The sequence below is a fragment of the Noviherbaspirillum suwonense genome (genome assembly GCF_900182955.1).
Lineage (GTDB): Bacteria > Pseudomonadota > Gammaproteobacteria > Burkholderiales > Burkholderiaceae_D > Noviherbaspirillum_A > Noviherbaspirillum_A suwonense.
This window is the reverse complement of record NZ_FXUL01000002.1, coordinates 138,389-159,660: the sequence shown is the minus strand read 5'-3', so window position 1 is coordinate 159,660 and position 21,272 is coordinate 138,389. Positions and strand designations below refer to the sequence as shown.

20 protein-coding genes are annotated in these 21,272 nt (G+C 67.1%); 5 read left to right on the top strand and 15 right to left on the bottom strand.

Annotation, left to right across the window (positions count from 1 at the left end; all coding sequences use genetic code 11):
* Positions 1 to 3 precede the first annotated feature (3 nt).
* The 10 genes from QOL82_RS03965 to QOL82_RS03920 all read right to left on the bottom strand — a co-directional run bounded on the left by QOL82_RS03965 (position 4) and on the right by QOL82_RS03920 (position 10,702).
* Complete coding sequence (locus QOL82_RS03965; RefSeq protein ID WP_283440945.1) at positions 4 to 903, bottom strand: alpha/beta fold hydrolase; 900 nt, start codon at positions 901 to 903, stop codon at positions 4 to 6.
* Between the two features lie 40 nt (positions 904 to 943).
* On the bottom strand, positions 944 to 1,846 hold the full coding sequence (locus QOL82_RS03960) for an SDR family oxidoreductase (protein ID WP_283440944.1): 903 nt from the start codon (positions 1,844 to 1,846) through the stop codon (positions 944 to 946).
* Positions 1,847 to 1,908: 62 nt separating this feature from the next.
* Positions 1,909 to 2,838, bottom strand: a complete 930-nt coding sequence (locus QOL82_RS03955) for a glutathione S-transferase family protein (protein WP_283440943.1) — start codon at positions 2,836 to 2,838, stop codon at positions 1,909 to 1,911.
* Positions 2,839 to 2,849: 11 nt separating this feature from the next.
* Entirely contained in the window at positions 2,850 to 3,845 is a 996-nt protein-coding gene (locus QOL82_RS03950; protein WP_283440942.1) for an NADP-dependent oxidoreductase, read from the bottom strand.
* Positions 3,846 to 3,879: 34 nt separating this feature from the next.
* Entirely contained in the window at positions 3,880 to 4,320 is a 441-nt protein-coding gene (locus tag QOL82_RS03945; RefSeq protein ID WP_283440941.1) for a PaaI family thioesterase, read from the bottom strand.
* The gene (locus QOL82_RS03940; protein WP_283440940.1) at positions 4,320 to 5,105 is read right to left on the bottom strand and encodes an SDR family oxidoreductase; all 786 of its coding nucleotides are present in this window, start codon (positions 5,103 to 5,105) and stop codon (positions 4,320 to 4,322) included. Before QOL82_RS03940 ends, QOL82_RS03945 begins: the two co-directional genes overlap by 1 nt.
* Before the next feature lie 117 nt (positions 5,106 to 5,222).
* Positions 5,223 to 5,525, bottom strand: coding sequence for a Dabb family protein (locus QOL82_RS03935; protein WP_283440939.1), 303 nt, complete (start codon positions 5,523 to 5,525; stop codon positions 5,223 to 5,225).
* A gap of 19 nt (positions 5,526 to 5,544) precedes the next feature.
* Positions 5,545 to 7,359, bottom strand: coding sequence for an acyl-CoA dehydrogenase (locus QOL82_RS03930; RefSeq protein ID WP_283440938.1), 1,815 nt, complete (start codon positions 7,357 to 7,359; stop codon positions 5,545 to 5,547).
* A 102-nt stretch (positions 7,360 to 7,461) separates the two neighbouring features.
* On the bottom strand, positions 7,462 to 8,640 hold the full coding sequence (locus QOL82_RS03925) for an acetyl-CoA C-acyltransferase (RefSeq protein WP_283440937.1): 1,179 nt from the start codon (positions 8,638 to 8,640) through the stop codon (positions 7,462 to 7,464).
* A 187-nt stretch (positions 8,641 to 8,827) separates the two neighbouring features.
* On the bottom strand, positions 8,828 to 10,702 hold the full coding sequence (locus QOL82_RS03920) for a hybrid sensor histidine kinase/response regulator (RefSeq protein WP_283440936.1): 1,875 nt from the start codon (positions 10,700 to 10,702) through the stop codon (positions 8,828 to 8,830).
* A gap of 206 nt (positions 10,703 to 10,908) precedes the next feature.
* Here QOL82_RS03920 and QOL82_RS03915 point away from each other — a divergent pair, with 206 nt between their 5' ends.
* Entirely contained in the window at positions 10,909 to 11,643 is a 735-nt protein-coding gene (locus QOL82_RS03915) for a phosphatase PAP2 family protein (protein WP_283440935.1), read from the top strand.
* Positions 11,644 to 11,702: 59 nt separating this feature from the next.
* Here the strand turns inward: QOL82_RS03915 and QOL82_RS03910 are convergent, their stop codons facing one another.
* Entirely contained in the window at positions 11,703 to 12,593 is an 891-nt protein-coding gene (locus QOL82_RS03910) for a pirin family protein (protein WP_283441267.1), read from the bottom strand.
* 67 nt (positions 12,594 to 12,660) lie between these two features.
* The gene (locus QOL82_RS03905) at positions 12,661 to 13,527 is read right to left on the bottom strand and encodes an acyl-CoA thioesterase (protein WP_283440934.1); all 867 of its coding nucleotides are present in this window, start codon (positions 13,525 to 13,527) and stop codon (positions 12,661 to 12,663) included.
* A 208-nt stretch (positions 13,528 to 13,735) separates the two neighbouring features.
* Here QOL82_RS03905 and ppnN point away from each other — a divergent pair, with 208 nt between their 5' ends.
* On the top strand, positions 13,736 to 15,106 hold the full coding sequence (gene ppnN, locus QOL82_RS03900; protein ID WP_283440933.1) for a nucleotide 5'-monophosphate nucleosidase PpnN: 1,371 nt from the start codon (positions 13,736 to 13,738) through the stop codon (positions 15,104 to 15,106).
* On the opposite strand, the gene QOL82_RS03895 is transcribed toward ppnN, so the two are convergent.
* The gene (locus tag QOL82_RS03895; protein WP_283440932.1) at positions 15,099 to 15,848 is read right to left on the bottom strand and encodes a glutathione S-transferase; all 750 of its coding nucleotides are present in this window, start codon (positions 15,846 to 15,848) and stop codon (positions 15,099 to 15,101) included. The genes ppnN and QOL82_RS03895 overlap by 8 nt on opposite strands.
* 140 nt (positions 15,849 to 15,988) lie before the next feature.
* Between QOL82_RS03895 and QOL82_RS03890 the strand changes: the two genes are divergently transcribed.
* Together QOL82_RS03890 and QOL82_RS03885 are read left to right on the top strand one after the other, a co-directional pair.
* A complete protein-coding gene (locus tag QOL82_RS03890; protein WP_283440931.1) occupies positions 15,989 to 17,722 on the top strand; it encodes an AMP-binding protein in 1,734 nt (577 codons plus the stop codon).
* A 104-nt stretch (positions 17,723 to 17,826) separates the two neighbouring features.
* Entirely contained in the window at positions 17,827 to 18,135 is a 309-nt protein-coding gene (locus QOL82_RS03885) for a hypothetical protein (RefSeq protein WP_283440930.1), read from the top strand.
* Positions 18,136 to 18,179: 44 nt separating this feature from the next.
* Here QOL82_RS03885 and QOL82_RS03880 read toward each other — a convergent pair whose 3' ends face one another.
* Complete coding sequence (locus tag QOL82_RS03880; protein WP_283440929.1) at positions 18,180 to 18,917, bottom strand: RNA pseudouridine synthase; 738 nt, start codon at positions 18,915 to 18,917, stop codon at positions 18,180 to 18,182.
* A complete protein-coding gene (locus tag QOL82_RS03875) occupies positions 18,914 to 19,639 on the bottom strand; it encodes a pseudouridine synthase (protein WP_283440928.1) in 726 nt (241 codons plus the stop codon). Before QOL82_RS03875 ends, QOL82_RS03880 begins: the two co-directional genes overlap by 4 nt.
* A gap of 84 nt (positions 19,640 to 19,723) precedes the next feature.
* Here QOL82_RS03875 and QOL82_RS03870 point away from each other — a divergent pair, with 84 nt between their 5' ends.
* Positions 19,724 to 21,208 carry a glycine betaine ABC transporter substrate-binding protein gene (locus tag QOL82_RS03870; RefSeq protein WP_430438432.1) on the top strand — a complete coding sequence of 495 codons (1,485 nt, stop codon included), beginning with the start codon at positions 19,724 to 19,726 and terminating at the stop codon, positions 21,206 to 21,208.
* Positions 21,209 to 21,272: the final 64 nt, after the last annotated feature.

Sequence of the window (21,272 nt, the reverse complement as noted above, 5' to 3'; positions counted from 1 at the left end):
CGGTCAGCCCACGAAGGATCGGATCAGCCCGTTGATGCGCTGCGGCTGCTCGTGGATCACCCAGTGCGTGCCTTCCGGTATGCGCTCCAGGCGCGCGCCGGGCACGACCTCTTCCAGGCCATCGAGCAGGCTCTTCGGCAGCGCCATGTCGTTCTCGCCCCAGATCACCATGGCCGGCACCCTGACCGTGAAGTCTTCGGGCTTCATCTGCGTTTCCAGCCTGAGCGGGCCGGGGTTTTCCGCGGTGGGCGGATGCAGCGGCGAGGCGCGGTAGTAGTTGGTGCCGCCGGTCAGGCCGCGCGACCAGCATGCGTGATACCTGTCGCGCGTGTCGCCGGCGAACCAGGGCGCCGGCGACTTGCCCATGCCGGTCAGGAAGCCTTCCATCATCGCGAAGCCGTCCTTGGCCAGCGCCTGCTCCGAGCCTTCCGAGCGCAGCCAGTTCATGTAGCCGCTGGCCGCCTGCTGCGCCGGGTCATGCGCCAGCGCCTTCATGAACAGGTAGGGATGCGGCGCATTGACGATCACCAGGTTCGTCAGCAGCTTGGGCAGCGCCAGCGCCAGGCTCCAGGCAATCGCGCCGCCCCAGTCATGCGCGACCATCACGCATTGCTCGTAGCCCAGCTCGGCGACCAGCAGGCGCAGGTCGTCGATGATCATCCTGGGCTTGTACTGGGCCGGGTCGGACGGCATGTCCGACAGGTTGAAACCGCGCAGGTCGGGCGCCACCGCATAGTAGTCCTGCCCGAATTCGGCGAGCTGTTCATGCCACTCGTACCAGAACTCCGGGAAACCATGGACAAACAGCATTAGCGGCTTGCCGCGCTCGCCGGCGCTGGCGTAATGCAGGCGGGTGCCGTTCGGCAGGCTGGCGAACTGGCCGTCCTTGATTGCAGCAGACATCGCGACTCCTCGAAAATGGATGGAAACCGGCCCGGCTCGATCAGCCTTTCAGCTTTTCACGCAGCATGTCGCGGATATGCGGCGCGGCTGCATACGGGTCGCCCGGGTTCTGCTGGGTGACGATCTCCTCCATCCGGTGCTGCACATTGCCCAGCGCGCCAGGATGCGAATAGATGTAGAAGCGGTCGTCGCGGATCGCGTCGAAGGTCCATTCGGCCACCTGCACCGCCGACACCTTGCCGGAGCCGACCGCCTTGTCCGACATGGCCTGCGCGGCCCGCTGGCTGGCGGTGGCCGGCGTGTCCTGCTTCAGGTCGTCCGGACGGTTGCGGTGCGAGGCCGAGATGCCGGTCGGCACGAAGTAAGGGCACAGCACCGACGCGCTGATCGGCGCCTCGACCAGTTTCAGGTCCTGGTAGAGCGACTCCGACAGCGACACCACCGCATGCTTGGAGACGTTGTAGATGCCCATGGTCGGCGCGTTCAGCAGGCCGGCCATCGACGCGGTATTGACGATATGCCCCTGGTAGTCGGCATCCTTCTTCGCGCATTCCAGCATCAGCGGCGTGAAAATGCGCACGCCGTGGATCACGCCCCAGAGGTTCACGCCCAGCACCCATTCCCAGTCGGCCTGGGTGTTTTCCCAGACCAGGCCGCCGGCGCCGACGCCGGCATTGTTGAACAGCAGGTGCACCGCGCCGAATGCGCGCATCGCCTCGTCGGCCAGCGCCTGCACGTCGGCCGCGTGCCGCACGTCGCAGCGCAGCGCGGTGACCTGCGCGCCCTGCTGCAGCAGTTCGTCGCGGGCCTTTTCCAGCGCGTCCTGCTGGACGTCGGCCAGCACCAGCTTCATGCCGAGGCGGGCGCCGATGTTGGCGAATTCGCGGCCGAAGCCGCTGGCCGCGCCGGTGATGACGGCAACCTTGTTTTCAAATGTCTTCATGCTGTCTCCTTGATGATGCCTGTCGTTGTCATTGTCATTGTCGTTGCCGCTGCATGCCGTCGCTAGACGGCGGCGCGCAGCTGGTAGCCGATGCGCGGGAAATGCACGACCACGGCGCCGGCCCGGTCGTCGCTGCGGCGTATCGCATATTCCCGCTCGCTGGCCATCACCAGCTCGCCGGCGACCGGGTCCAGCGCATAGTCGGCGGGCGTCACCGTGACCTGCGCGCCGGCGGCGATGCCGTGGCTGTCGACGAACGGGCCGCTTGCCGGCGCGGGCGTGGACGAGCGCGCGACTGCCAGCGCGTCCTCGGCGCCAATCACCTCCGGCGCGCCGTGCTCGAACGCCGCCATGGTCCGCATCCAGGCCAGCAGCCGCGGCGTCTGGTCCAGGATCACGGCCAGCGCCTTGGCCCGCGCCAGGAACCACAGGCAATGATAGACCGAAAAGTCGGCGATGCTGGCATGCGCGCCTAGCAGGAACGGCGAACCGCCGGCCAGCATGTCGTCCAGCCAGCGCAGGTATTGCGGCAGCGCGGCCGCGGCGTCGGACGGATGCATGCGCGGCGCATTGCCGCGCATCGCGGCGCGGTCGGCGCCGAAGACCTGCATCTCCTCCGGCTTCAGGTGGCCCAGGATGTCCTGCGCGCCGGCGGGCTGGAACACATAGGGAATAACGGTCCAGAACAGCGTGCTGTCGGCCCACTGCGCCAGCAGCCGCGCCTGGCCGGCCACCGGCGCCGGATACAGCGACGGCTCGGGCGCGATGCGCTCGAGCACGTCGCAGATGATCGCGGTGTCGCAGTAGATGTCGGCGCCGACCTGCAGCACCGGCGTGCGGCGGTAGCCGCCAGTCAGCGCGGTCAGGTCAGGCTTGGGCATCACGGCCGGGATCGTCACCGACTTCCACGGCAGCTTCTTGTAGGCCAGCACGCGCCGGACCTTTTCGGCGAACGGCGAAGTCGGGTAATGGTGCAGGATGATGTCGCTCATGTGCGCCCCGTTCAGACCAGCTTGACCAGCTGCTTGCCGAAGTTCCTGCCCTTGAGCAGGCCGATGAAGGCTTCCGGCGCGGCGGCCAGGCCCTCGGCCACCGATTCGCGGAACTTGAGCTTGCCGGACGCGACCAGCTCGCCCAGTTCCTGCAGTCCCTGCGGCCAGAACTCCGGGTGCTCGGAAACGATGAAGCCGCGCATCGACAGCCGCATCGTCAGGAAATTGCGCAGGTTGTTCAGCACCATCGGCTCGCCGTCGTAGCCGGCGATCAGGCCGCACAGCGCGATGCGGCCGAATGGGTTCATCCGCGCGACGCAGGCGTCGAAGATCTCGCCGCCGACGTTCTCGAAGATCGCGTCGATGCCGTCCGGCGTCGCCGCCTTCAGGTCGGCCTGCAGGTTGCCGGCCTTGTAGTCGATGCAGGCGTTGAAGCCCAGCTCGTTGACCACGTACGCGCACTTTTCCGGGCCGCCGGCAATGCCGACCGCGCGGCAGCCGCGCTCCCGCGCCAGCTGGCCGACGACGCTGCCGACCGCGCCGCTCGCGGCCGAGACGACGATGGTCTCGCCGGCCTTGGGCTGCATGATCTGGGTCAGGCCGTACCAGGCGGTCATGCCGGGCATGCCGACCGAGCCGAGGTAGGCCGACAGCGGGATCGGGCCGTCCTTCACGCGGCGCAGGCCGACGCCGTCGGACACGCCCATCTCGGCCCAGCCCATCATGCCGACGATCTTGTCGCCGACCGCGAACTTCGGATTCTTCGACTCGACGACTTCGCCGACGGTCCCGCCCACCATCACCGCGCCGATTTCCTGCGGCGCGGCGTAGCTTTTCACGTCCTCCATGCGCATGCGCATGTACGGGTCGAGCGACAGGTAATGGTTGCGCACCAGGATCTGGCCATCGCCGATGGCAGGCACCTGCGCCTCTTCCAGCCGGAAATTGTCGGGGCTGACCTGCCCCTGCGGGCGCGATGCGAGAACGATCTTCTTGTAGGTGCTCATAAAATCTCCTGGGTGATATGGAACGTTAAGCCGGTCAGCCCTGCTCGATGCGGGGTCCGGCGTCGGTGCGCTTGAGGTACTTGAACGTGCCCATGGCCTTCGCCACCAGGCGGTCGCCATCCCACAATTCGCCGTCGCAGAAACACATGGTGCGGGAGCGGTGGAAGGCATGGCCGCGGGCGACGATGCGCCCGCCGGCGCGGCCGCCCGGCTCCATGAAACTGGTCTTCATCTCGATGGTGACGCCGCCGCGCGCGTCCGGGTCCAGCGACCGGCCGGCCATCGACATCACCACGTCGAGCAGCGTCATGACGACGCCGCCGTGGGTCACGTGCCAGCTGTTCATGTGGCGCGGCTGCAAGGTCAGCGCGACTTCGGCGCGGCCGTCGGCCATGCCGAGGAAGTCGACGCCGAGGTCGTGCAGGAACGGTATCTCGGTCGGGAATGGCTGCAGCGCGGGAACCGTCGACTGCATCAGTGCACCGCCGAGACGCCGCCGTCGACCGCGAGGATCTGGCCGGTGATGTGCTTGCCGGCGTCGGACGCGAACAGCAGCGCCGCGCCCTTCAGGTCCTCGTCGTCGCCGATGCGCTGCAGCGGCGCGCGGCGGGCGATGTTTTCCTCGCCGCGCTGCTCGAGCAGGCCGCGGGTCATCTTGGACGGGAAGAAGCCCGGGGCGATCGCGTTGACCGTGATGCCGTGGCGGCCCCATTCGCCGGCCAGCGTGCGGGTGAAGTTGACCACCGCGCCCTTGGACGTGTTGTAGGCGATGGTCTGCATCGACTCCGGGCCGTTGCCGGACAGGCCGGCGATCGACGCGACATTGACGATGCGGCCATACTTGCGTGGAATCATCGACTCGCGGCCGACTGCCTGCGACAGCAGGAAGATGCTGCGGATGTTCAGGTTCATCACCTTGTCCCAGGCTTCGGCCGGATGGCTTTCCGCCGGCGCGCCCCAGGTGGCGCCCGCATTGTTGACCAGTATGTCGATATGGCCGAGGCGCTTCATCGCTTCCTGCACCAGGCCGTTGATCGCGGCTTCCTGCGACACGTCCGCCGCGATCGCGGTAGCCTCGATGCCGCGCGACTTCAGGTGCGCCACCGCTTCGTCGAGGTCGGCCTGCTTGCGCGACGACAGCACCAGGGTCGCGCCCTGCTCGCCCAGCGCTTCGGCGATCTGCAGGCCGAGGCCGCGCGAGCCGCCGGTGATCAGGGCGGTCTTGCCCTTGAGGTCGAACAGTTGTTGGGACGTGCGCATGATGAGTCTCCTAGTTTATATTCGATGCCGGCCGCGGCCGGCGTATCCGCTTGTGTTAATCGGCGTTGGGTTGTGTCGATTTGCGCGGACCGGTCCGGTCCGCGCCGGCTTGCACTGTCAGACGATGTAATCCATGCATTGCCGCGCCTCGCGCACCGCGAGGACAAAGGGCTTGAGGGCGACATGCTGCGGATGTTCCTGGTAGGCGTCGAGCGCGGCCTTGTCCGCGAACTCGGTGTACAGCACGATGTCGTAGGTCGCTTCCAGGCCAGGTTCGGCGATGGCCACTTCCAGCTTCAGCATGCCCGGCACCAGTCCGTCGCAGGCGTCCAGCAACTCCTTCATCCTGACGGCGTTGGCGGCGCGGTCCGCGCCTTCGGCCGTCTCTTTCAGTTTCCACATCACGATGTGCTTCAGCATGGCTTTTTTCCCCCGACGTTCAGAACCATGCGTCCTGCATGTCCAGCGTGGTGGTGTCGACGGTTTCCAGCAGGTCCAGCTGCTGGTGCACCTTGGGCAGTTCCCATTTGAAGAAATAGGTCGCCGCCTGCAGCTTGCCGCGGTAGAAGTCGGCGTCGTGACCTTCCTTGCCGGTGGCTACCATCGCCTGCTCGAGCCAGATCCAGGCCAGCACCGTGTGGCCGAAGGCTTCCAGGTAGACCGACGCGTTGGCCAGCGTCTTGTTCATGTCGCCGGCCGCGTACAGCACCGCGGTCACGGCCTCGATGCGCTGCAATGCCGCGTCCAGCGCATGCGCATCGGCCGCCAGCGACTGGATCGCCAGGCCGCGCTCGACGCTGCGCCGGACGGCTTTCGCATACGCCTTGAATGCCGCGCCGTCCTGCATGATCACCTTGCGGCCCAGCAGGTCCAGGCCCTGTATGCCGTGGGTGCCTTCGTGGATCGGGTTGAGCCGGTTGTCGCGGTAGAACTGCTCGACGTTGTATTCGCGGGTATAGCCGTAGCCGCCATGCACCTGGATCGCGAGGTTGTTCGCCTCCAGGCACCACTGCGACGGCCAGGACTTGACGATGGGCGTGAGCACGTCCAGCAGCAGCGTCGCTTCCTTCACCGCTTCCGGGTCGGTGCCGGTGCGCTGCTCGTCGACCAGCAGCGAGCAGTACAGCGCCAGCGCCAGGCCGCCCTCGACATAGGATTTCTGCGCCAGCAGCATGCGCTTGACGTCGGTATGCTCGACGATCCTCAGCTGCGGCTTCGACGGGTCCTTGTTCATCGGGTGCCGGCCCTGCGGACGGTTGCGCGCATAGTCGAGCGCATGCAGGTAGCCGGTATAGCCGAGCACCACGGCGCCGAGGCCGACGCCGATGCGTGCCTCGTTCATCATGTGGAACATGTTGGCCAGGCCCTTGTGGACCTCGCCGACCAGGTAGCCGATGGCGCCGGCCCGGCCCTGCGGCCTGAACTTGCCCTCGCCGAAGTTGAGCAGGCAGTTGGTGGTGCCGCGATAGCCCATCTTGTGGTTCAGGCCGGCCAGCACGACGTCGTTGCGCTCGCCCAGGCTGCCGTCATCGTTGACCAGCTTCTTCGGCACGATGAACAGCGAGATGCCCTTGACGCCCGGGATCAGCTTGCCGTCGGGGCCGGGCACCTTGGCCAGCACCAGGTGCACAATGTTTTCGGCCAGCTCGTGCTCGCCGGCCGAAATCCACATCTTGTTGCCGGTGATGCGGAACGTGCCGTCTTCCTGCGGCTCGGCGCGGGTGACGATGTCGGACAGGCTCGAGCCCGCCTGCGGTTCGGACAGGCACATGGTGCCGAAGAAACGGCCTTCCAGCATCGGCTCGACGAAGGTCTTGATCTGCTCGGGCGTGCCGCATTTCAGCAGCGTGTTGGCATTGCCTATGGTCAGGAAGGGATAGGACGACGTGCCGACGTTGGCCGCCTTGAAATAGGCGAAGCCCGCTTTCTCGACCACGCAGGGCAGCTGCATGCCGCCGCGGTCGAAGTCCTGGCCGGCGGCCATCAGGCCAGCTTCGCAGAACACCTTCAGCGCAGCGCCGACTTCGGGGATCATGTCGACCCGCTCGCCGTCGAAATGCGGCTCATGCTGGTCGCTCTTCTTGTTATGCGGCGCGAACAGGTCGGTTGCGATCTGCTCGCAGGTGTCCATCGCGGCGTTGAAGGTCTCGCGGCTATGGTCGGCATAACGGGGACGCGACGTCAGCGATTCGACGTTCAGCCATTCGTACAGCAGGAAGTCGAGGTCGCGGCGGGAAAGAAGTTTGGATTGCATGCTGGTCTCCGTCGCGCCAGCGTCGCCGGCGCGAACCTGTTGATGAGATGAGGCGGCGCGGCGGCGGGCATGGCGCCCGCCGCCTGGAGTAAGGCTACTTAATTAAACGACTTCGAACAGGCCCGCTGCGCCCTGGCCGCCGCCGATGCACATCGTGACCACGACCAGCTTCGCGCCGCGGCGCTTGCCTTCGATCAGCGCATGGCCGGTCAGGCGCGCGCCCGACACGCCGTACGGGTGGCCGACGGCGATCGCGCCGCCGTTGACGTTGAGGCGGTCCATCGGGATGCCCAGCTTGTCGGCGCAGTACAGCACCTGGACCGCGAATGCCTCGTTGAGCTCCCACAGGTCGATGTCCTCGACCTTGAGGCCGGCCTTCTTCAGCAGCTTCGGAATCGCGAACACCGGACCGATGCCCATTTCGTCCGGCTCGCAGCCGGCGATGGCAAAGCCGCGGAAGATGCCCAGCGGGGTCAGGCCGCGCTGCTCGGCAAGCTTGCTGTTCATCACGATGGCCACCGATGCGCCGTCGGAAAACTGGCTGGCGTTACCGGCGGTCACGACGCCGCCCGGCACCGCGGTGCGGATCTTGGACACGCCTTCGAGCGTGGTGTCGCCGCGGATGCCTTCGTCGGCCGAGATCGTGACTTCACGGGTCATCAGCATGCCCGAGGCCTTGTCGGCCACGCCCATGATGGTGGTCATCGGCGCGATCTCGTCGTTGAACTTGCCTTCGTTCATCGCGGCGAAAGCGCGCTGCTGGCTGCGAACGCCGTATTCGTCCTGGCGCTCCTTGCTGATGTTGTAGCGCTTGGCGACATTCTCGGCGGTCTGCAGCATCGGCCAGTAGATCTCGGGCTTGTGCTCCTTCAGCCAGGTCTCGACGATCATGTGCTTGTTGGCTTCCTGCTGCACGCAGGAGATCGACTCGACGCCGCCGGCGGCATAGACGTCGCCTTCGCCGGCGATCACTCGCTGCGCCGCGGTGGCGATGGTCTGCAGTCCGGAAGAGCAGAAACGGTTGATGGTCATGCCGGCGGTGGTGACCGGGCAGCCGCCGCGGATGGCGATCTGGCGGGCGATGTTGCTGCCGGTGGCGCCTTCGGGCGTGGCGCAGCCGATCAGCACGTCCTCGACTTCGCCGGATTCAATGCCGGCGCGCTGGATGGCAGCGGCAAGCGCATGGCCGCCCAGGGTGGCGCCGTGCGTCATGTTGAATGCGCCCTTCCACGATTTGGCGAGGGCGGTGCGGGCGGTCGAAACGATGACGGCGTCAGTCATAAGGGTCTCCTAGATGGAATGAAATTCGGGGTGCGGCGTTTATCGCGCCGGTAAGAATCAATTACGGGACGACTTTTCTTGTGCAGCGAGAATAGCATAATTAAGTACGGTCGTTCGCAAAACTTTATCGGTCCTGACAAGATTTTCGGCCGCCCGATGCCGCTCCCGATGCTGCCCCTGCCCGGCCTCAGGCCGCGCCTGGACGCTTGATCCCGAAGGTCGCCAGCGCCTCGCTGATGTCGGCGAACTTGACCGGCTTGCCGCACACCCGGTTGAAGCCCGCCTCCAGCGCCCTCTGGACGTCGGCCGGGCTGTTATAGCCGGACACGGCCACCAGCGGGATATGCGCGAGCGCCGGGTCGGCCCGCACTGCGCGCGCGAACGCGAAGCCGTCCATGTCGCCGGGCAGGCCGATGTCGCAGAAGATCAGCTCGGGCAGCCGCGCATGCGCCCGCGCCAGCCCGGAACGCGCGTCGGTGGTGATGTCGAGGTCGCAGCCCATGATTTCCAGCATGTGCCTGAACAGCTGCGCGAAGTCGCGGTTGTCCTCGATCGCCAGCACCCGCAGGCGCGGCTGGCTGGGCGCGGACAATGCGTCGGCCTGGCGCGCCGGCGCGTCGCCGGCGGCGAGCGGCAGCGTCACGAATATCGTCGACCCCTTTCCCGGCCCGGCGCTTTCGGCACGCACGCTGCCGTGATGCAGTTCGGCGATGGCCCGCACGGTCATCAATGCGACCGGCACCTTGCCCTGGCCGTCGGGCGCGCCCTTCTCGGGAAAGGGCGACACCGTGAAGCCCGGCCCATGGTCGGTCACGGCGACGCTGACCTGCTGCGCCTGGATGCTGACGGCGATGCGCAGCGGCTGCGGCGAGCGACTTATTTTCAGCCCGTTCAGCACCAGGCTTTCGATGAGCTGCGCCAGGCGCCGGGAGTCGCCGGTCACGGCGGCGCGCGGGTCGTCGGTCTGCCGCTCGACCGCGATGCCTTTTTCCTCCAGCCGCGGCGCCAGGTTGCGCAGCACGCCATTGATCATGTCGTCGACCACGACCCGCGCGGATGCCAGCTGGACCTGTCCGTACATCAGCGCCGACAGGTCGACCATGCCTTCCAGCGTCTGGCCCAGCGCCTGGACCTGCCTGTGCAGGATGTTGCTGGCGCTGCGCAGCCTGTCGTCGGACATGCCGACCACCTGGAACATGTCCGACACCGCGCTGATCGCGGCGATCGGGTTGCGCAGTTCGTGGCTGAACAGCGACAGGAAGCGCTGGTGCTCGGCGTCGCGACGGTCCGGCGACTGCGTCACCTGGGGCGATGGGGAGGATGGGGAAGATGGAGGCGTTTCGGATGCGGGCAGCGCCGGCGCCGTCATGGCGCTGTCCTGCCGCCGCCGCGGCAGCGCTTCCTGCCGCAGCAGCTGCGCCAGCTCGGGCTGACTGTCCAGCAGCGCGCGCATGTCCGGCTCGATCGCGATTTCCTCGTGCAGCCGCACCCAGAAATGCAGCTTGGCGACATGGGCCATCAGCGCGAACGCATGCTCGCTGAGCTGCCTGCCCATCAGGTGCGCAAGCGCGTCGCGCGCCGGCTGGTTGCCGCCGGCGTCGAGATGGATTGCGCCGCAGGCGATGAATATCGCCTGCTCGAGCGGATCGCCAGCCGGCGGCAGGCTGGACAGCGCCGCCGGCGTTGCCAGCAGCAGCTGCAGCGCGGCCTGCAGATAGGAAGACGTCGGCGGCGGATAGCGCAGCAGCGCGATCAGCTGCGGCATGCCCTGCGGCGCGGCCGCGCTGTCGCCGGCCGGCCGGCCATGGTCGCCGCCCAGCAGGTAACCGGCATGGCGCACCGCGCAGTAACGAACGCCGGCGATGCACGAGAGATAGACGACCAGCCTTTCCTTGAACAGCGACGGCAGCGGATTGTCCAGGTAGGCCTCGACGCCTTCGCTCCAGAAGCGTTGCAGGACTTCGGGCGCCGCCGGCGCAGACTGGTACAGGTTGGGCACAAGGCCGAGCCGGCCCTGTATTTCTTGTTCGAACTCGGCCTTGGAATGGTAACTGCTGGACATGGATGCGAGGATCAGATTGATGGAAGGGCGGGTCGATGAAACCGGACGCGACAGGCCCGCCGGACGGCAGTTGAGCGTACCACGAAAAAACGCTGCGACCGCCCCCGCGGTGATGCCTTCGGGACACCTTTGCGCGCGCGCATTACCAGAGCGCCTGTGCCCGCGCGCGATTCGGCGCGTCGGCGATACTGTCCCAATTTCCCGCCATGAACGACGACGTCAAACAGCCGCCCGCATCGGCCCATTCCCACTTTCATGCCCGCCATCGCGAGCAGGTCAGGCTGGGGGCGTCGCGTCTGCAGGCAAGGCTGGGCATCACGATCTTCGTATTGTCCGCCATCGCCTTCGTGCTGCTGGCGTACCAGGTGGTGACGCGCGGGCCGGCCGCCGCGCTGGACATCCGGCTCGCGCACTGGCTGCATGGCCAGGCATCGCCGGCGTTGACCGATGCGCTGCTGGCCGTGACGCAGATGCATGCGCCTGCCGGCATCGCGGTGCTGGCGGCGGGAATGGCGATCTACCTGGCGCTCAAGCGCGACCATTACTGGCTGCTGGCCGTGCTGCTGACGATGCCGGCGGGGATGATCCTGAACGTGCTGCTGAAGAACCTGTTCGAACGCAGCAGGCCGGTATTCGACGAGCCGCTGGTGGTGCTGGCGACCTACAGTTTCCCGAGCGGCCATGCGGCCTACAGCACGATGCTGTACGGCCTGCTCGCAGCCTACGTGGCCCACCGGGTCGACCGCTGGCAATGGCGGCTGGTCAGCGTCATGGTCTGTGGCGCCATCGTCGCGCTGGTCACCTTCAGCCGGCTCTATCTCGGCGCCCATTACCTGACCGACGTGCTCGCCGGGGTGTGCGAAGGGCTCGCATGGCTGGCGCTGATCTGGCTGGTGGTGACCCGGCTGCGCCGGCGGCAGGCGCCCGGCGCCGGCTACTGACAGGCCGGCGGACCGGACACCCGGCGACGGTGGCGCATGTCCCGGCGGCAGCTTCGGTTTCAGCTGAACGGCTCCGGCGCTTTCGGCCGGTCCGGCAGCGGAATGAATTCGGTCTCGCCGGGCACCGGGTCGAAGCCGCCCGCCTGCCAGCGTTCGCTCGCCTCGTCGATGGCGGCCCGGTCGCTGGCGACGAAGTTCCACCACAGGAAGCGCTCGCCGTCCAGCGGCGCGCCGCCCAGCAGCATCAGCCGGGTCGGCGCATGCGCGGACAGCGTCACCGGCTCGGCGGCGTTGAGCACCGCCATCGACGCCGCGCCCAGCCGGCCGGTGTTGATGTTGATGTCGCCGGACAGCACGTAGACGGCGCGCTCCTCGTATTCGTCGGGCAGCACGAAGCTGGCGCCGGCTTCCATCTCGACGGCGATGTAGAACATGCTCGACGCCACCGCGACCGGCGACGTCTGGCCGAACGCGCTGCCGGCGATCAGCCGCATCGTGATGCCCGGCATCTCGATCACCGGCAGCGTCGCGGCCGGGTGATGGACGAACGCCGGCTCGCAGCGTTCCTGGTCGCGCGGCAGCGCCACCCAGGTCTGCAGGCCCTCCATCCGGTAGCCGCTCTGCCTGAGATCGGCCGGCGAACGTTCCGAATGCACGATGCCGCGGCCGGCCGTCATCCAGTTGACGTCGCCCGCGGTGATCGTCTGCACCGTGCCCAGCGAATCCCGGTGCTGGATCGCGCCTTCGAACAGGTAGGTCACCGTCGCCAGCCCGATATGCGGATGCGGCCTGACGTCGATGCCATGGCCTGGCGCGAAGTCGGCCGGCCCCATGTGGTCGAAGAACACGAACGGACCCACCGTTCGCCGCGCAGCCGAGGGCAAAAGCCGCCGCACCGAAAAGCCGCCGAGGTCGCGCTCGTGCGGCGAAATGGCGATGAAAGGCTGCATGGACATGGGACTTTCCTCCTTGGTCGGAATGAAATAGCGAAAATGGGAGAAGCAGCGACGCCGCGGCTCAGCCGGCCGCGCCCTGCCGCAGCCGTATCAGCCCTTCCTGCGCCAGCGTCGCCACCAGCACGTCCTTGCTGTCGTACACGTGCGCGAGGCAGAGGCCGCGGCCGCCGGACGCGTTCGGACTTTCCATCTCGAAGCGCAGCCAGTCGTCCATGCGCAGCGGACGGTGGAACCAGATGGTGTGATCCAGGCTGGCGATCTGCAGCCGCGGGTCGCCCATGCGTATGCCATGCGGCTGCAGCGCGGTCCACAGCAGGCCGTAATCCGACACGTAGGCGAACAGCGCCTCGTGCATCAGCGGATCGTTGTCCATGCGCATCGGCGCGCGGGTCCATACCTGCTTGGTCGGCTCGGTGGTGTGGGTGCTGAACAGGTCGCCCTGATGGCGCGAACGGAAATCGACCGGCACCGGCTGGAAACCGCGTGTCCTTCCCGCCGCCAATTCCTTCCAGCGCGGCACGCCGGGTTCGAGCGTTTCCGGGTCGGTGTCGTCGGGCATCGACTTCTGGTGCGACAGGCCGGTTTCCTCGGCCTGGAAGGACGCCGACATGACGAATATCCGCTTGCCTTCCTGCAGCGCCACGACGCGCCGGGTGCTGAAGCTGCCGCCGTCGCGGACACGTTCGACTTCGTAGTCGATCGGCAGCCGGTGATTGCCGGCCAGCAGGAACATCGCATGCATCGAATGCGGGCGGCGGCCGTCGACCGTGCGCACGGCCGCATACAGCGACTGCCCGAGCACCTGGCCGCCAAAAACGTTGGGGCTGCCCATGAAGTGGCTCTCGCCGCGGAAAACGTCGGGGCCGGTCTCCTTGAGTTGCAGCAGGCGGAGGATTTCTTCGGTGTTGTACAGCGCGGTGTCTGGCATGCTTGTCAAATGTTAAACGGGAATGAGCCGCATCTTATGCCAGAAACGCCCGATTCGTCGATGTCCGACCGAGCCAGGCGCATATCGGCGCTGGCGCAACCGGGCTGAAACCGGGCGGAGTATGATGCCTGTGATGCGCTGCCAGCCCGGCAACAGGCCGGTTCCTGCCGGCGCACATGATGATCTTCAAATACGGAAACCCCCACCCATGGAATACAAAGTCGTCGACACGCAAATTTCTCCCGAAGGCCATCTCGAAGTCCTGTCCAAGGCTGAAATCCACAAGCTGCTGGACAACAGCCACGGCGGCCTGCACCAGGTGTTCCGCAACTGCTCGCTGGCCGTGCTCAACTGCGGCAACTACCTCGATGACGGTAAGGAACTGCTGGAACGCTACCCGTCATTCGACATCGACATCATCGAGCGCGAACGCGGCATCAAGCTCGACATCAAGGGCGCGCCCGCCAGCGCCTTCGTCGACGACAAGATGATCCGCGGCATCCACGAGCACCTGTTCGCCGTGTTGCGCGACGTGCTGTTCATCTCGGACGAAGTCAACGGCAACGTCAATTTCGACCTCGCGACGTCGGGCGGCGTCACCGATGCGGTGTTCCACATCCTGCGCAATGCCGGCGTGCTGCGCCCGATGACCAATCCCAACCTGATCGTCTGCTGGGGCGGCCATTCGATTTCCCGCATCGAATACGAGTATTCGAAGAAGGTCGGCTATGAGCTCGGCCTGCGCGGGCTGGACATCTGCACCGGCTGCGGCCCCGGCGCGATGAAGGGGCCGATGAAGGGCGCGACCATCGGGCATGCGAAGCAGCGCATCGCCAACGGCCGCTACCTGGGCATTTCGGAGCCCGGCATCATCGCGGCCGAGTCGCCGAACCCGATCGTCAACGACCTGGTGATCCTGCCCGACATCGAAAAGCGGCTCGAGGCTTTCGTGCGCGCCGGGCATGGCATCGTGGTGTTCCCGGGCGGCGCCGGCACCGCCGAGGAAATCCTCTACATCCTGGGCATCCTGCTGCACCCGGACAATGCGGACCAGCCGTTCCCGCTGGTCTTCACCGGCCCGCAGAGCGCCGCGGATTATTTCACGCAGATCGACGCGTTCATCGGCCTCACTCTCGGCGCCGATGCGCAGAAGCGCTACCAGATCATCATCGACGACCCGGTCCAGGTGGCCAAGACGATGGACGCCGGCATGCGCCGCGTCCGCGAGTTCCGCAAGGCCAGGACCGATGCGTACTATTTCAACTGGACGCTGAAGATCGACCACGAGTTCCAGAAGCCTTTCATGCCGTCGCATGAAAACATGCGCAACCTGCGTCTGCAGAAGAACCAGCCGCCGCACCTGCTGGCGGCGGACCTGCGTCGCGCGTTTTCCGGCGTGGTCGCGGGCAACGTGAAGGAACAGGGCATACGCGCGATCGAGCAGTACGGCCACTTCGAGATCCATGGCGACCCCGACATCATGGAGCCGATGGATGCGCTGCTGACCGCCTTCGTCGAGCAGCACCGGATGAAGCTGCCCGGCAAGCAGTACATCCCGTGCTACCGGGTCATCAAGTAGGGTTGGCGAAGCGCTGCGGCGCTTCGTGGTCGGCGTCGAGTTCCGGGTAGTGCCGGAAGATGCCCTCCTCGTTGAACGGCTGGCGGCGCGGCGACTTCAGGTAGGCGGCGATGCCGGGCCGGCGCGACACCGCGTCGCACAGCGCCGTGACCTGCGGCAGGCTCCGCGCCATCCGCGCCATCGCTTTCGGGAATGCATAGCGCAGTCCCTCGACCAGCTGGAACAGCGACAGGTCGGCATAGCTGGCGGACGCGCCGGCCAGGCAGCCGGCGCCGCCGGGATTGTTCGCCAGTATTTCTTCGAAGTAGGACAGGAATTTCGGGATGCGATTTTCGGTGAAGTCCCTGGCGCGCCGCAGCGCCTCGGCTTTCTGGTCGTCGTAATAAAGCCCGCTGGCCACCGGGTGGTGGGTGTCATGCGCCTCGGCCACCATGTCGGCGATGGTCAGCTGCAGCTGGTTGACCCACAGGCGCCCTGCTTCGTCCGCCGGCGCCAGGTCCAGCTTCGGCCCCAGGCAGTAAAGGATGTTGGCGGTCTGGCCGACCAGCACGTCGCCGTCCTGCAGGAAAGGCGGCGCGAACGGCCGGTGCACCGGATCGAGTTTCTTCATCGCCGCCATCAGCGCCGCCTCGCCCTGGCTGCGGCCGACATCCTCGTAGGCCGCGCCGGCGTCTTCCAGCGCCAGCCGGACGAATTCGCCGCGTCCCTGTATGCCGGGCCAGTAGAAAAGTTTGTAAGCCATGTTCATCCTCGTTCAGGTGCTGGCGGCCCGCACCGTTGCCGGTGTACGCCTCAGCAATATTAGAAAGCGATAATTATTGTTGTGGGATAAGGTTGCATCCACGTACGTTCTGCCGCTCATCCAAACGGGAGAACCTGCCTATGTATCCTGCAACCGGCGATACGCCATCGCGCAGCCTGGTCGCCATCCTCGTCGACCGCGCGGCGTCCCAACCCGACGATGCAGCCTACCATTTCATCGGCGACGATCCGGCGAGCGAGATCAAGCTTAGCTATTCGCAATTGCTGCAGGAAGCGATCAGCCTGGCGGTGTCGCTGCAGATCATGGAACTGCCGGGCAAGCCGGTGGTGCTGGCCTGCAAGACCCACTTTTTCTTCATCGTCGGCATCTACGCCTGCCTGCTGTCCAGCACGCTGGCGGTGCCCGCCGCGCCGCCGCGGCGGGCGGCGCTGGAAGAACGCATCGCTTTCCTTGCCGCCCATTCCGGCGCCGCGGCAATGCTGACCGACAGCGACGCCGTGCTGGAGATGGAGATGGAAAACAGCCTGCCGCTCATCGACATGCGCCATGGCCGGCCGGCGGCGGGCGACGCGCCGCGACGCTGGGACCGGGACGTTGCGGACGCCGACCGGCCGGCGCTGATCCAGTACACGTCCGGCACGGGCGGCGATCCGCGCGGCGTGGTCCACAGCCAGCGCAGCCTGCTGGCCGCCAGCGACGCGGTGCATGCCTCGTTCGGCCACGGCGCGCATAGCGCGACCCTGCTGACGCTGCCGCTGTTCCACGAGACCGGCCTGATGCTTGGCGTCATCCACCCGCTTGCGGCCGACGTGCCGGTCTACCTGATGACGCCCGCCCAGTTCGTGCAGCGGCCGGAACGGTGGCTGCGGCTGATCGGGCAACTGCGCATCACCACCGCCGGCGGACCCAATTTCATGTTCGACATGGTCGCGCGCGCACTCGAATGCGGCCAGCCTGCGCCGCTGGACCTGTCCTGCCTGGATGTCTGCTTCTGCACCGGGGAGCCGGTCAGGGCGGGAACCATCGCACGGCTCCTGGAACTTCTGCAGCCTTATGGGCTGCATCCCGGCGCGCTCGCGCCTTGCTACAGCCTCAGCGAGGCCGGGCGCCACGTGACCGGCGGCCCGGCCGGACATGCGCCCGCCCGCCTGGCCGCAGGCATCGCCGGGCTGGTTCAGCCATTGGTCAGTTGCGGCAGACCGCATATCGACTGCAGGCTGCTGATCGTGAACCCGCTGACCCGTCGCGAGGTCGCTCAAGGGGATATCGGCGAAATCTGGCTTCAGTGCGCCAGCATCGGCCTCGGGTACTGGAATGCGCCGCGGCTGACCGAAGCGCAGTTCGGCGCCCGCCTGCAGGATGGCGGCGGCGACGGCGCCTACCTGCGAACCGGGGACGCCGGCCTGCTGTGCGACGGGCAGCTCTACGTGCTGGGCAGGCTGGCCGACCGGGTCCGGCTGGGCGGCATCGATCATGCGGCGCACGAGCTGGAGCTGCAGGCCGAACGCAGCCATGCCGCGCTGCGTCCTTCCTGCGCGACCGTGTTCACTGCCGACGTGGCCGGGCGTCCGCGGCTGGTCGTCGCCTGCGAGCTGAAGCGGGAAATGCTGCGTTGCCGGGAAAAGTGGCCGCACGTCGAAGCCGCCATCCGCAGCGCCATCAGGCGGGTGCATGGCCTGGCGGTCGACGAGGTGCTGCTGCTGGCGCCGGGCGCGCTGCCGAAAACGTCGAGCGGCAAGGTCAGGCGCGGCCAGTGCCGCGACGACTACCTGGCCGGCCGACTGGTGCGGGCGAAGCCGGCCCCGGCCGCGTCTCCGCGCCACGGCGAACTGGCGCAGCCTAACAAGCACTAACAGGCGGACCATCCAGTCATCCGGCCTGTGCGCCCCGGGTTCCGCGGTCGCTCGGTCGCTGGTCTGCTGGCAGGGACCGTCTTCACCAATCAGGCAAGGAAACCATGGAAATGCAAAATATCGATCCCGGCAACCAGTACGCATTGCGCATTGAAGGCCGCGACTGGATGGACGACCTGACGCTGGAGCAGGTCTGGGCCATGCTGAGTTCCGCTTACCAGCAGCTGCAGCAGAAGCAGGACCTGTTGTTCATCACCCTGCTGCCGAACGGCGAAATGCCTGCCCGGTGCCTGCCGAAAGCGATGTTCGATTACTGCATGGCGAATCCGGCGATGCTGGCCCAGACCCTTGCACCGATGCCGCCCGCGCCACTGATGCTGGCTGACGGATCTGAAATCGCCGGCAAGAATTAACCGCTAGCCGCTAACCGCTTGGCCCGATCAGGCGGCCGGGCGGCTCAGAATTTGTGGTCGGGCCGCAAAAAAGCCCACTGCCCCACCGGAAGCCCGGCAAGCGGCACGCGGCCTATCCTGATCCGGCGCATTCCCAGCATCTGCAGCCCGGCCTGCATGCACAGATGCTCGATGAGCCCGCGGGGCGGCGTCTTCAGCGCAAACCGCAGCCGGCATTCGCTCTGGCAGCTGGCCTTGATATCCTCGATCTGCTTGCCGTTGAAGCGCGTGCCCTGGTTCAGCAGCGCCAGCTGCCATGGCGTGACCGGCGCGGCGGTCTCGACGATGAATTCCTGCTCGACCCGGCTGGCGTCGTCGACCAGGCGGCGCGCGACGCGCCAGTCCTGCGTCAGCACCAGCAGCCCGCTCGCGATCGTTTCCAGCCCATCGGTCAGCGTCAGACCTGCCAGGTGCTTTTTAAGCGGCCTGATACCGGAGCGGTCGGTCGCGCTCCGCTGTTCCGGCAGCAGCAATGGCACGATCAGCGCGCTGTCCGGGCTCCCGGCGGGACCGGTCGCCAGATCCGCCGGCTTGTGGAACAGGATGGTGACAGCCGGGGCCGGCTCCGCCTTCGCGCCGGGCGCCAGGCTGACCACCTGCTCCGGCCCGATGCGCCGGCCGGGCTCCTCGCAGGTTTCCCCGTCGACCAGCACCCAGCCGCCCTCGACATATTGCTGGGCGTCGCTGCGGGAACAGCCGGTCTGCTGCGCCACCCGGCGCGCCAGGCGTATCGGCTCGGTCACGCGGCCGCCTCCGGCACCAGCAGCGACATCTGCGCGTCGTCGAGGTAGCGCCATTCGCCTTCGTCGAGTTCGAGCGAAGCCAGCGTCAGGCCGCCGATCGCGGTGCGGCGCAGCGCCGAGCAATGGTTGCCGGCCGCGGCCAGCATGCGCTTGACCTGGTGATACTTGCCCTGCTCGAGCACGATCTCCAGCTCGTGCGGCGCCAGCCTCTCGCAGCGCTGGGCGGCGAGCGTCTCGTTTTCATCGTGCAGCTTGACGCCCTCGCGCAGGCGGGCGACGAGTTCGTCGGTCACCGGTTCGTGGGTCGTGGCGACATAGACCTTGGGCACATGCCGCCGCGGCGACGACTGCGCGTGGATGAAGGCGCCGTCGTCCGACATCAGCAGCAGGCCGGTCGTGTCATGGTCCAGCCGGCCGACCGGCTGCACGTCGCGCCAGGTGAATTGCTCGGGCAGCAGCGTCAGCACGCCGGGCCGGTGGCTGGGCTTGCGCGAACATTCAATGTCGGGCGGCTTGTTCAGTGCGATATAGACATGCGCGCGGTAGGTCCATTCCTCGTCGAACACGGTGAATGCCAGCCCTTCGGTGTCGACCGTCATCCGGTAATCGTCGACCGCTACGCCGTTGACCGTGACTTCCCCGTCTTCCACCAGTTGCCGGCACCATTTCCGGCTGCCGAAGCCCTGCGACTGCAGCATGCGATCCAAGGTCATTTTGCTCATGGCGGCACTGTACCAGATGGCCCGCGGCGTCGTCTTCGCCGAATCCGGTTAAGCTAGGGTCGAATTTCTTATACCAGGAGCAACATGGGTTTCAGACCGTTCGTCCTCGCCGCGCTGCTGATGTGCTGGCTCGCCGCCGCCGGCGCCGACACGCTGAAGGTCGGCTCCAAGCGTTTCACCGAATCCTATGTGCTGGGCGAGATCCTGACCGCCACCGCGGCGACCCAGGGCCCGGCGGTGCATCGGCAGGGGCTGGGCAATACCGCCATCGTGCTGGAAGCGCTGAAGTCGGGCAGCATCGACGTCTACCCGGAATACCTGGGGACGATAGCGCAGGAAATCCTGCATCTCGACGGCGCCGCGTCGCTGGAAAGCATCCGGCCCGGGCTGGCCGCCCTGGGGCTGGGCGCGGCCGCGCCGCTCGGCTTCGACAACAGCTATGCGCTGGCGATGCGCGATGCCGATGCGGCCCGGCTGGGCATCCGGACGCTGGGCGACCTCGCCGCCCATCCGGCGCTGCGCCTCGGCCTGTCGCATGAATTCCTCGGACGCGCCGACGGCTGGCCGGGCCTGGCGCAGCGCTACGGCCTGCGCAACCGGCCGCAGAGCCTGGACCACGGCCTGGCGTATGACGCGATCGCGGCATCCCAGATCGACGCGATGGACATCTATACGACCGACGCCCGGATCGACCGCATGCGACTGCGCGTGCTGCAGGACGACCGGCAGTATTTCCCGCGTTACGACGCGGTGCTTCTGTACCGGCTGGACCTGCCGGCCCGCTTCCCGGCGGCATGGCAGGCGCTGCTCGGGCTGGAGGGGAAAATCAGCCAGCAGCGGATGATCGCGCTGAATGCGGCAGTCGAACTGGAGGGACGCAGCTTCGCGCAGGCGGCGCAGGCATTCCTGCACGGCGCGCCCGAGAGCCCGGCTGCGCGGTCGGGGCTGGCCGCGAAGCTGCTGGACCGCCTCGGCACGCTGACCTGGCAGCACCTGTTCCTGGTCCTGGTGTCGGTCGGCGCGGCAACCCTGGCCGGGGTGCCGCTGGGCATGCTGGCCGCCTTTGCGCCACGCCTGCGGCAGGTCGTGCTGGGGCTGTGCGGCGTGTTGCAGACCATACCGTCGCTGGCGCTGCTCGCAATCCTGATCTCGCTGCTCGGCACGATAGGCACGGGGCCGGCGCTCATCGCGCTGTCGCTGTATGCGCTGCTGCCGGTTGTGCGAAATACCTGCACCGGCCTGCTGCAGGTGCCGCCGGGCATCCGGCAGGCGGCGCTGGCGCTGGGGCTGGAGCGCCGGGATACGCTGCTGCTGATCGAGCTGCCGCTGGCGCTCCCGGTGATCCTGGCCGGCGTCAAGACCGCGGCCATCATGAGCGTCGGCACGGCCACGATCGCCGCCTTCATCGGCGCCGGCGGCTATGGCGAGCGGATCGCCGTGGGCCTGGCGCTGAACGATCACCAGATGCTGCTGGCCGGCGCGATCCCGGCAGCGGTGCTGGCGCTCGCGACGCAGGGTTTGTTCGAAGGCGTCGAATACCTGGCGCGCAGCCGGCGGCCGGGATTGTGAACCCACCGGACGCGGATGCGGACGGGCACGGCGATGCGCGGATGTCGAACCGCGTCTGGAACAG

Bases quoted from the DNA above. Each gene is read 5' to 3' on its own strand.
- QOL82_RS03965 (WP_283440945.1), bottom strand. From the start codon at position 903: ATGTCTGCTGCAATCAAGGACGGCCAGTTCGCCAGCCTGCCGAACGGC.
- QOL82_RS03885 (WP_283440930.1), top strand. From the start codon at position 17,827: ATGGAAATGCAAAATATCGATCCCGGCAACCAGTACGCATTGCGCATT.
- QOL82_RS03945 (WP_283440941.1), bottom strand. From the start codon at position 4,320: ATGCAGTCGACGGTTCCCGCGCTGCAGCCATTCCCGACCGAGATACCG.
- QOL82_RS03955 (WP_283440943.1), bottom strand. From the start codon at position 2,838: ATGAGCGACATCATCCTGCACCATTACCCGACTTCGCCGTTCGCCGAA.
- QOL82_RS03935 (WP_283440939.1), bottom strand. From the start codon at position 5,525: ATGCTGAAGCACATCGTGATGTGGAAACTGAAAGAGACGGCCGAAGGC.
- QOL82_RS03870 (WP_430438432.1), top strand. From the start codon at position 19,724: ATGGGTTTCAGACCGTTCGTCCTCGCCGCGCTGCTGATGTGCTGGCTC.
- QOL82_RS03915 (WP_283440935.1), top strand. From the start codon at position 10,909: ATGAACGACGACGTCAAACAGCCGCCCGCATCGGCCCATTCCCACTTT.
- QOL82_RS03920 (WP_283440936.1), bottom strand. From the start codon at position 10,702: ATGTCCAGCAGTTACCATTCCAAGGCCGAGTTCGAACAAGAAATACAG.
- QOL82_RS03895 (WP_283440932.1), bottom strand. From the start codon at position 15,848: ATGGCTTACAAACTTTTCTACTGGCCCGGCATACAGGGACGCGGCGAA.
- ppnN (WP_283440933.1), top strand. From the start codon at position 13,736: ATGGAATACAAAGTCGTCGACACGCAAATTTCTCCCGAAGGCCATCTC.
- QOL82_RS03930 (WP_283440938.1), bottom strand. From the start codon at position 7,359: ATGCAATCCAAACTTCTTTCCCGCCGCGACCTCGACTTCCTGCTGTAC.
- QOL82_RS03890 (WP_283440931.1), top strand. From the start codon at position 15,989: ATGTATCCTGCAACCGGCGATACGCCATCGCGCAGCCTGGTCGCCATC.
- QOL82_RS03950 (WP_283440942.1), bottom strand. From the start codon at position 3,845: ATGAGCACCTACAAGAAGATCGTTCTCGCATCGCGCCCGCAGGGGCAG.
- QOL82_RS03960 (WP_283440944.1), bottom strand. From the start codon at position 1,846: ATGAAGACATTTGAAAACAAGGTTGCCGTCATCACCGGCGCGGCCAGC.
- QOL82_RS03940 (WP_283440940.1), bottom strand. From the start codon at position 5,105: ATGCGCACGTCCCAACAACTGTTCGACCTCAAGGGCAAGACCGCCCTG.
- QOL82_RS03905 (WP_283440934.1), bottom strand. From the start codon at position 13,527: ATGCCAGACACCGCGCTGTACAACACCGAAGAAATCCTCCGCCTGCTG.
- QOL82_RS03925 (WP_283440937.1), bottom strand. From the start codon at position 8,640: ATGACTGACGCCGTCATCGTTTCGACCGCCCGCACCGCCCTCGCCAAA.
- QOL82_RS03875 (WP_283440928.1), bottom strand. From the start codon at position 19,639: ATGAGCAAAATGACCTTGGATCGCATGCTGCAGTCGCAGGGCTTCGGC.
- QOL82_RS03910 (WP_283441267.1), bottom strand. From the start codon at position 12,593: ATGCAGCCTTTCATCGCCATTTCGCCGCACGAGCGCGACCTCGGCGGC.